This window comes from Pseudomonas sp. Ost2 (assembly GCF_018326065.1).
Classification (GTDB): domain Bacteria; phylum Pseudomonadota; class Gammaproteobacteria; order Pseudomonadales; family Pseudomonadaceae; genus Aquipseudomonas; species Aquipseudomonas gingeri.
This window is the reverse complement of record NZ_AP021904.1, coordinates 6,088,240-6,096,868: the sequence shown is the minus strand read 5'-3', so window position 1 is coordinate 6,096,868 and position 8,629 is coordinate 6,088,240. Positions and strand designations below refer to the sequence as shown.

The 8,629-nt window shown below is 64.1% G+C and carries 8 protein-coding genes; 6 read left to right on the top strand and 2 right to left on the bottom strand.

The annotated features are described in order from the left end of the window. The first annotated feature begins 4 nt into the window (after positions 1-4). The 5 genes from KI243_RS26950 (at position 5) to KI243_RS26930 (ending at position 5,288) form a co-directional block, all read left to right on the top strand. Positions 5-691 carry an SGNH/GDSL hydrolase family protein gene (locus tag KI243_RS26950; RefSeq protein ID WP_177084214.1) on the top strand — a complete coding sequence of 229 codons (687 nt, stop codon included), beginning with the start codon at positions 5-7 and terminating at the stop codon, positions 689-691. Beyond that, positions 688-1,365 carry a cell division protein FtsQ gene (locus tag KI243_RS26945; protein ID WP_017123668.1) on the top strand — a complete coding sequence of 226 codons (678 nt, stop codon included), beginning with the start codon at positions 688-690 and terminating at the stop codon, positions 1,363-1,365. Before KI243_RS26950 ends, KI243_RS26945 begins: the two co-directional genes overlap by 4 nt. Before the next feature lie 19 nt (positions 1,366-1,384). Next, entirely contained in the window at positions 1,385-2,800 is a 1,416-nt protein-coding gene (locus tag KI243_RS26940; RefSeq protein WP_212810092.1) for an MBOAT family O-acyltransferase, read from the top strand. Then, positions 2,800-3,948: a cell division protein FtsQ gene (locus tag KI243_RS26935; RefSeq protein ID WP_178990693.1), complete on the top strand. Its 1,149-nt coding sequence runs from the start codon at positions 2,800-2,802 to the stop codon at positions 3,946-3,948. Before KI243_RS26940 ends, KI243_RS26935 begins: the two co-directional genes overlap by 1 nt. Before the next feature lie 101 nt (positions 3,949-4,049). Next, a complete protein-coding gene (locus KI243_RS26930) occupies positions 4,050-5,288 on the top strand; it encodes a phospholipase D-like domain-containing protein (RefSeq protein ID WP_212810091.1) in 1,239 nt (412 codons plus the stop codon). A gap of 124 nt (positions 5,289-5,412) precedes the next feature. On the opposite strand, the gene KI243_RS26925 is transcribed toward KI243_RS26930, so the two are convergent. Then, on the bottom strand, positions 5,413-6,810 hold the full coding sequence (locus tag KI243_RS26925) for an amino acid permease (RefSeq protein ID WP_212810090.1): 1,398 nt from the start codon (positions 6,808-6,810) through the stop codon (positions 5,413-5,415). A gap of 220 nt (positions 6,811-7,030) precedes the next feature. Further along, positions 7,031-7,876 carry an AraC family transcriptional regulator gene (locus KI243_RS26920; RefSeq protein ID WP_212810089.1) on the bottom strand — a complete coding sequence of 282 codons (846 nt, stop codon included), beginning with the start codon at positions 7,874-7,876 and terminating at the stop codon, positions 7,031-7,033. A gap of 85 nt (positions 7,877-7,961) precedes the next feature. Here KI243_RS26920 and KI243_RS26915 point away from each other — a divergent pair, with 85 nt between their 5' ends. Further along, positions 7,962-8,585 carry a glutathione S-transferase family protein gene (locus tag KI243_RS26915; RefSeq protein ID WP_212810088.1) on the top strand — a complete coding sequence of 208 codons (624 nt, stop codon included), beginning with the start codon at positions 7,962-7,964 and terminating at the stop codon, positions 8,583-8,585. The last annotated feature ends 44 nt before the right edge of the window (positions 8,586-8,629 follow it).

The following is an 8,629-nucleotide window of genomic DNA, read 5'->3' as shown; positions in this document are numbered from 1 at the left end:
GTTCATGGCTTCTTCTGTGCTCGCTGGTTTGACGTTGCTCGTGATTGGCGAAAGCCACATGAGTTTTCCCGACTCACTGATGAACCCGCTGTATGACAACCTCACCCAGCAGGGCGCGCAGGTCCATGCGATCGGTGCCTGCGGGGCCAACCCGGCGGACTGGGTCACGCCGAAACTGAAGCTCGACTGCGGCGCCACCCGCGATCCAGGCGAGAAGATCAAGGTGATGAGCCGCGGCACCCTGGACACCCAGCCGATCAAGGAGGTGATCGCCAAGGACAAGCCGGACCTGGTGGTGCTGATCATGGGGGACACCATGGCTTCCTATAAGACCACGCCGTTTCCCAAGGTCTGGGCTTACCAGAGCGTCACCGCGCTGACCCGGCAGATCGCCGACAGCGGCGCCAAGTGCGTGTGGGTCGGGCCTGCCTGGGGCAAGGCGAATGGCAGCAATACCAATGAAAACACCTACGGCAAGAACCAGGTGCGCACCCAACTGGTGGCCGGCACCCTGGCGAACATGGTCGCGCCCTGCACCTATATCGACTCCACGAAGTTCTCCAAGCCAGGGGAGTGGATCACCTCCGACGGGCAGCACTTCACCATCGCCGGGTACAAGTCCTGGGCGGCGGCCATCGGCAAATCCATCAGTGAACTGCCCGCGAGCGCGGTCAAGGGAGCGAAACAGTGAAACGGACCTTCAGCCTCGTTGGCGGCCTGCTCGGCGTCGCCTTGGGCGGCACCGCGTTCAGTGCGCAGATTGCCCTGTACCCCACCGGCCCGTCCCAGGACTCGGCCTACCTGCGCTTCGTCAATGTCTCCGGCAGTGCCCTGGAACTGACCCCGGAAGGGGCGAAGACCAGCCTCAAGCTGGAAGGCGACAAGGCCGTCAGCGGTTTTATCCCGGTTCCCGGTGGCCGGCCGGTCAAGGGCACGCTCCAGCGTGACGGGCAGAGCGTGCCGGTGCAGGTGACGGTCGCGGCGGGGGACTTCACCACGGTATTTGCCCTGGACGACGGCCACCAGGGCATCCGGCAACTGGTGGTCAACGAAGCCTTCGATATCCCCAACCAGCTCAAGGCCTCGCTGGCCTTGTTCAATGCCGACGCTGCTTGCGCCGATGCGCGGATCAACCTCGCCGGGCGCGATGTCGATCTGTTCCAGAAGGCGCCGGCGGGCAACCCGCGCCGCCAGGAACTCAATCCACGTGCTTCGCTGGCGGTCCAACTGCTCTGCGCCGACAAGCCGGTAGGTGCGCCGGTCGAGCTGGGGGCGCTGGAACCGAACAAGCGCTACAGCTTGCTGGTATTGCCTTCGCCGACGGGGCCACGCCTTGTCACTGCCACGGATAGCGTGTCCAACTGAATCGGAAGCACCCGTCGCCATGGTTTTCGCCTCGCTCGAGTTTCTGACGCTGTTCCTGCCTGCGTTCCTGCTGGTCTATGCCCTGGCAAGACCGGGCTGGCGCAATGTGATCCTGTTGATCGGCAGTTGGTTGTTCTACGGCTGGTTGAGCCCGTTGTTCCTGTTCCTGCATATGGTCCTGACCGTGCTGGCGTGGGTCGGCGGCCTGCTGGTGGATCGTTCCCGGGAAGACGGGCGCGGGCGGATGCGGCTGCTGATTGCGCTGATCGTGATCAACACCGCGGTGCTCTGCTGGTACAAGTACGCGAATATCCTCGCCGCTACCTGGAACGACCTGATCACCTGCTACGGTGCCATGCCCATGGCCTGGCAGCGGGTGGCACTGCCGGCGGGGCTGTCGTTCATTGTCCTGCAGGCGATTTCCTATCTGGTCGACGTGCACCGGCATGTGGTGCCGGTGGAGCGCAGCTTCGTCAATTACGCGACCTACATTTCCATGTTCGGCCACTCGATTGCCGGGCCGATCATCCGTTATGACTGGGTCCGGAGAGAGCTCAACCAGCGTTACTTCAACTGGGTGAACTTCTCCCTCGGTGCGCGCCGCTTCATGATCGGCATGTGCATGAAGGTGCTGGTGGCGGACACCCTGTCGCCGCTGGTGGATGTGGCCTTCCACCTGGACCAGCCATCCTTCGTCGATGCCTGGATCGGCTGCCTGGCGTACTCGTTGCAACTGTTCTTCGACTTCGCCGGCTACAGCGCCATGGCCATCGGCCTGGGGTTGATGCTGGGCTTTCACTTTCCGGAGAACTTCAACCGGCCGTACCTGGCCTACAGCATCCAGGACTTCTGGCGGCGCTGGCACCTGTCGTTGTCCAGCTGGCTGCGCGACTACCTGTACATCGCCCTCGGTGGCAATCGCAAGGGCACCTGGAAAACCTATCGCAACCTGTTCCTGACCATGGCCATCGCCGGCCTGTGGCATGGCGGCGACAGTTGGAACTACCTGTTGTGGGGCTCGGCCCACGGCGTGGCCCTGTGCGTCGATCGCGCCTGGTCGCGCTCCAGCCTGCCGGGCCTGCCGCTGTGGGCTTCGCATACCGCGACGCTGTTGTTCGTGTGCCTGGCCTGGACGCTGTTCCGCTCCCCGGATTTCGCCACGGCCCTGAGCATGTATGGCGGGCAGTTCGGCCAGCATGGCTTCGCCCTCGGCGATGCGCTGGCGGTGACCCTGCGCCCGGTGCACGGCCTGGCGGCCCTGCTGGGGCTGGTGTGCATCCTCGCGCCGCTGTTGCAGGCGCGATGTGAAAGACGATTCGCCGACAGTGCGTGGTTCGTGCTGGCAGCGGCCCTCTGGCCCGTGCTCGGGTTCATCCTGTCGTTCGCTCTGATCGCCAGTCGTGAAGCCGTGCCCTTTCTGTACTTTCAATTCTGATGACCAAGCCAACGCAATCCCCGTCGACCGCGCCCACGCCACCCACCGAACTGGCGTTGCGCGCCAGCCCGCTGGCCGGGGTGATCTTCACGCTGTTCCTGTCCCTGGGCTTCCTGTCCTGTGTCTGGCTGATGCTCAAGGGCTCGATCGAGTTCGTGCCCAAGGTGGTCACCCGGGACATGTTGCTGCATGGCGATATCACCCATCGTTTCGCCAAGACCCTGTCCGACGCGCCTGCGCCGAAACAGGCCGCCGACCTGGAGCGTGGCGCCAGCTGGCTGGTGTTCGGCGACCTTGGGCCACGGGTGCGTGAGGGCTGTCCCGGCTGGTTGTTCCTCACCGATGAACTGCGGGTGAACCACAACGCCGCGCTCAATGCCCGGGCCAAGGCCGGGGCGGTGATCGAGTTGCAGCAAGGGCTGGCCAGGCGCGGTATCCAACTGATGGTGGCGGTGGTGCCGGACAAGAGTCGGATCGTCGCGTCGCAACGGTGCACGCTGGCCCGCCCGGCGCTGCTGGCGCCACGCATCGGCGAATGGTTGACCCTGTTGCAGGGCGCTGGCGTGCCAGTCCTGGACCTGACACCGACGTTGCAGGCGGTGGGGGTGGGGGCCTATCTGCGCACCGATACGCACTGGAGCGAAGCCGGTGCCAAGGCGGCGGCGGGGCAGGTTGCCCGGGCGGTCGCAGGGCTGAAGTTCACTGCGACGCCACACAAGCGCTTCGATCTGGTGACGCAGGCGAGCGCGGTGCGCCCGGGTGATCTGGTGCGCCTGGCGGGGATCGATTGGTTACCGCCGATGTTGCAGCCTCGAACCGAAAACGTGGCCGCGACCCAGGTGAAGGAGCAGGCAGAAGAGGCCGCCGGTGCTGACAACCTGGACGATCTGTTTGGCGACGACAACCTGCCCAACACAGCGCTGATCGGCACCTCGTTTTCGCGCAACTCGAATTTCCTCGGTTTCCTCGAGGCCGCGCTGGGCGCCCCTGTGGGTAACTTCGCCAAGGATGGCGGCGAATTTTCCGGAGCGGCCAAGGCCTACTTCGACAGCCCGGCGTTCAGGCAGACGCCACCCAAACTGGTGGTCTGGGAGATTCCCGAGCGGGATTTGCAGACGCCGTATGGTAACGATATACGGCTACCCTGAGGGTTGATGGAGCGTTCCTTGCGCGTTGCGCGGGAACGACCGGCCAGCCGCGTGGTGCACGACGGGGGGCGGGCCGTCCTACCTTTCCCGACGAGACATTTATGCCGATCCACCTGAAGTTTCAACCGGCACGCTCAAGCGTCGCCATGGCGGGCCTGATCGGCCTGCTGCTCAGTCCGCCGGCCCAGGCGGACTTTTCCATTGCGGGCTTCGAGCTGGTGCACAGCGTGCCGCTGGCGACGGATCTCGCGACCCCGGACCTGCGCCAGCCCGGCGAGGTCTGGATCGAACTGTTCGACGGTGCGCAAAGCCGTATCGATATCGGCCAGTTCTATACTGCCGATCATCCCGGCTCGGTGATGGACAAGGTGCTCGAAAGCCTCGAGGCCGCCGGCCAGCGTGGGGTCAAGATCCGTTTCCTGCTGGAGGAAAAGGGCCTGGCGCTTTCCGATGAGGCGACCCTGGAGCGGCTGCGCAGGATTCCCAACCTGACGTTCCGTGTCCTGCCCTACGCACGCGTGGGGGGCGGCATCATCCACGCCAAGTATCTGGTGGTGGACGGTCGCCTGGCCTTTATCGGCAGCCAGAATTTCGACTGGCGCTCGCTCGAACATATCCATGAGACCGGCCTGCGCATCAGCGACGAGACCATGGTCGGCCAGGTGCAGGCGATCTTCGATCAGGACTGGAAAGCCCAGGCCGCGCTGGCCGACAACAAGGCGGTGCCGTTGCCCAGGGCCGGCAAGGAGCCGGCACGCACCGGCAACTACCTGGTCGCCAGCCCGCAACGCTACAACCCGCCCGGCGTCGGCGATTCGCAGCAGGAATTGCCGCGCTTGCTGGCCGAGGCGAAACGCGAGGTGCGGGTGCAATTGCTCGATTATGCACCGTTGTCATCCGCTCCGGACAACACCCGTGCGTACTACGCGGTGATCGACAATGCCCTGCGAGCCGCCGCGGCGCGTGGCGTGTCGATCAAGCTGATGGTCTCCGACTGGAACACCGGCATGCCGGAAGTCGCCTATCTGAAAAGCCTGGCGGTGCTGCCCAATGTGCAGGTCAAGATCGTCACCTTGCCCCAGGATCCGCAGGGCTTTATTCCCTATGCGCGAGTTATCCACAGCAAGACGATGGAAATCGACGGGCAGGTGGCCTGGGTTGGCACCAGCAACTGGCTGGGCGGCTACCTCGACAACTCGCGCAACCTGGAAGTGGTGATGCGCGACAGTGCCATGGCCGAGCGGATCGAAGCGTTGCATGAGCAACTGTGGGATGGCCCCTATGCGTGGCCGGTGGATATCGTCCGCGACTACCCGCAACCCCATCCGGGCAAACCCTGATAATACGGGACCGACGGCGATCGTTCCCACGCTCCGGCGTGGGAATGCCTGACCGGACGCTCCGCGTCCAGTGCCGGCGAGGTGACGCGCAGCGTTTTGCTGCGCGTGGGAACGATCAGGCGGCTCAGCTCGGGCGGGCCGAACCCTTCGCCAGGCGCAGGCGGTACAGGCCGTAGATGAACAGCACCCACACCGGCATCACGTACACCGACACGCTGATGCCCGGGATCATCAGCATCACGCCGAGGATCAGGGCGACAAAGGCCAGGCACAGGTAATTGCTGAACGGCGTCCAGAACGCCTTGAAGCCCGGCACCACGCCTTGTTGCTCCATGGCCTTGCGGAATTTCAGGTGGGTCAGGCTGATCACGATCCAGTTGATGATCAATGAAGCCACCACCAGCGCCATCAGCAATTCCAGGGCCTCATGGGGGGCCACGTAGTTGACCACCACGCACAGCAGCGTCACCAGTGCCGAGACGCCGATGGCCCGTACCGGTACGCCTTGCCTGTTCAGCTTCATCAGCGACTTCGGCGCGTCGCCCTGCTCGGCGAGGCCGAACAGCATGCGGCTGTTGCAGTAGACGCCGCTGTTGTACACCGACAGAGCGGCGGTGAGGACCACCACGTTGAGGATCTGTGCCGCTGTGTCGCTGCCGATCAGGGCGAAGATCTGCACGAACGGGCTGCCGCTGTAGGCATCGCCGGAGGCGCCGAGGGTGGTCAGCAACTGGTCCCATGGGTACAGCGACAGCAGCACGGTCAGCGCGCCGACGTAGAAGATCAGGATCCGCAACACCACCTGGTTGATCGCCTTGGGGATCACCTTGCGCGGTTCGCTGGCCTCGGCGGCGGTGATGCCCACCAGCTCCAGGCCACCGAAGGAGAACATGATGAAACACAGCGCCATCAGCAGGCCGCTGATGCCATTGGGGAAGAACCCGCCGTGGCTCCACAGGTTGCTCACCGTGGCCAGCGGGCCGCCGGCGCCGCTGATCAGCAGGTAACAGCCGAGGGCGATCATGCCGACAATCGCCACCACCTTGATGATCGCGAACCAGAACTCGGCCTCACCGAAGGTCTTCACATTGGTCAGGTTGATCAGGTTGACCAGCACGAAGAACACCGCCGCGCTGACCCAGGACGGCACCTCGGGCCACCAGAACTGCACGTACTTGCCCACGGCCGTGAGCTCGGCCATGCCCACCAGCACATAGAGCACCCAGTAGTTCCAGCCGCAGAGGAAGCCCGCGTAGCCGCCCCAGTACTTGTGGGCGAAGTGGCTGAAGGAGCCGGCCACGGGCTCCTCGACGATCATCTCGCCGAGCTGGCGCATGATCAGGAACGCGATAAAACCGCAGATCGCGTAGCCGAGGATCATCGCCGGGCCGGCCGACTTGAGCACCCCGGCGGAACCGAGGAACAGCCCGGTGCCGATCGCCCCGCCCAGGGAAATCAGCTGGATATGGCGGTTCTTCAGGCCGCGCTTGAGCAGACCCGGTGTCAGGTTGTCACCTGTCATTGCTTCACCTTCTCTAGTTTTTCTTCTCAGCGGGGCCCTGAGCGGGTCAGGTGTGCAACCGGGACTGAGTGCTCGACATAAGCGGCGTGGATATTAAATCCCGAAGGTGGGGGGCTCAAGTATTACGCGGGCTCGAGGGCAAATTAGCGGTGGAATCGGAGGTTTCCGACAGGAGCGTGCCTGGAACCTCGGGGTCGGTTACACCGATTGCGCGGGCGGCTCAACGCGTCCGGCGAAAACTGCCGGGTGTCACCCCGACCACCTTCTTGAAGGCCCGGGCCATATGACTCTGGTCAAAGAAGCCGCAGGCGAAGGACGCTTCGGCAATCCCGGTACCCAGGCGCAGTAACTGCTGCACCCGGGCGATTCTGCGCTGGATCTGGTACTGGTGCGGGGACACGCCGACATTGGCGCGGAACACCCGGATCAGGTACAGCGGCTCCATGTCCACCAGCCTGGCCAGTTCTTCCAGGGGAATATTGCGCTCGAACTCGTCGTCGAGCTTCTGCTTGATCCGGGTGACCGCGTGCCGCTCGAGGGCCGGCGACGGGACGATGCCGACGCCGTCGCGCTGGAACAAGCAGCTGACCAGTTCCAGTAGGGTGGTCTCGCGCTCCAGCGTCTGGCCGGCCTGTTCGATCAGTCGATGGGCGCGGAGAAACACCTGGGCAAAATGCGGATCGTGGCTGATCGCGTGGTGAAACAGGTGGATATGGTCCGCGGCAACGCGCTGGCCCAGCACGGTTTCGTTCAACCAGGTCGGATCGATATACAGCATCCGGTACATCCAGCCCGTGTCGCAGCCGGCCAGGCCGTCATGGATTTCCCCCGGACTGATGGTCACCATGCTGGACTGCCCACCCAGGTAGTAGCCGCCACGGTAATAGAGCTTTTCCACGCCGGCGCTGATCACGCCGACGGCATAGCGCTCGTGGGAGTGACGGCCGAATGACTGGCTGCTGTAGCGCGCCGACAGCAGTTCGCAGTCGCCCTCGCTGATTCGCCAGAAGCGCGAGAAGTCCCGCCCGGTGGTGTCAGGTGTCCCTGGAAGCTGATGCTCGCTCATGACCCTGTCCAGTTTTGTGCAATACGGGGGAAAGGTGGGCCGATAAATTTAGCACCCACTCCATTGCGCAAGCCAGGTAAAAACAATGTCGACAACGCTCGTTATCGGGGACTACAACAGCTCTTCGTGGTCTTTTCGTGCATGGCTGGTCCTCAAGGCCGCCGGTGTTTCCTTCGAGGTGGTCAAGGTGAAGCTGGGCCAGGAAAACACCCGCGCGCAGATTCTCAGGTATTCGCCCTCGGGGAAAGTCCCGGCACTGCTGACCGAAGGCGTGGTCATCAACGACAGCCTGGCGATTGCCGAATACATCGCGCACCTGCACCCCGAGGCCCAGCTGTGGCCGCAGTACCCGATCCCCAAGGCCCTGGCCCGGGCTGCCGTGGCGGAAATGCATTCGGGCTTCAGTCATCTGCGCACGCAGCTGTCGTTCGGCTTATCCACAGGGGATATTGCGCAAGCGCTGACGGTCGAGACGAAGGAGGAGATCCAGCGCATCTTCAGCCTCTGGAGCGACCTGCGCACGCGGAGCGCTTCCAGCCGTTTCCTCTGCGGCGAGTTCGGCATCGTCGACGCGATGTTCGTGCCGGTGGTGTTCCGCTTCCGCCGCTATGGCATCGCGGTGCCTGACGCCTTGCAGGACTACGTGGCGCAGGTGCTGGAGCACCCGCTGGTACAGGAGTGGCAGCAACTGGCCGGCGAAGAGGCCTGAGGGCTGACCGCGGGTCGGCGGGCGAGTGGTGCGGGGGCGGTTGG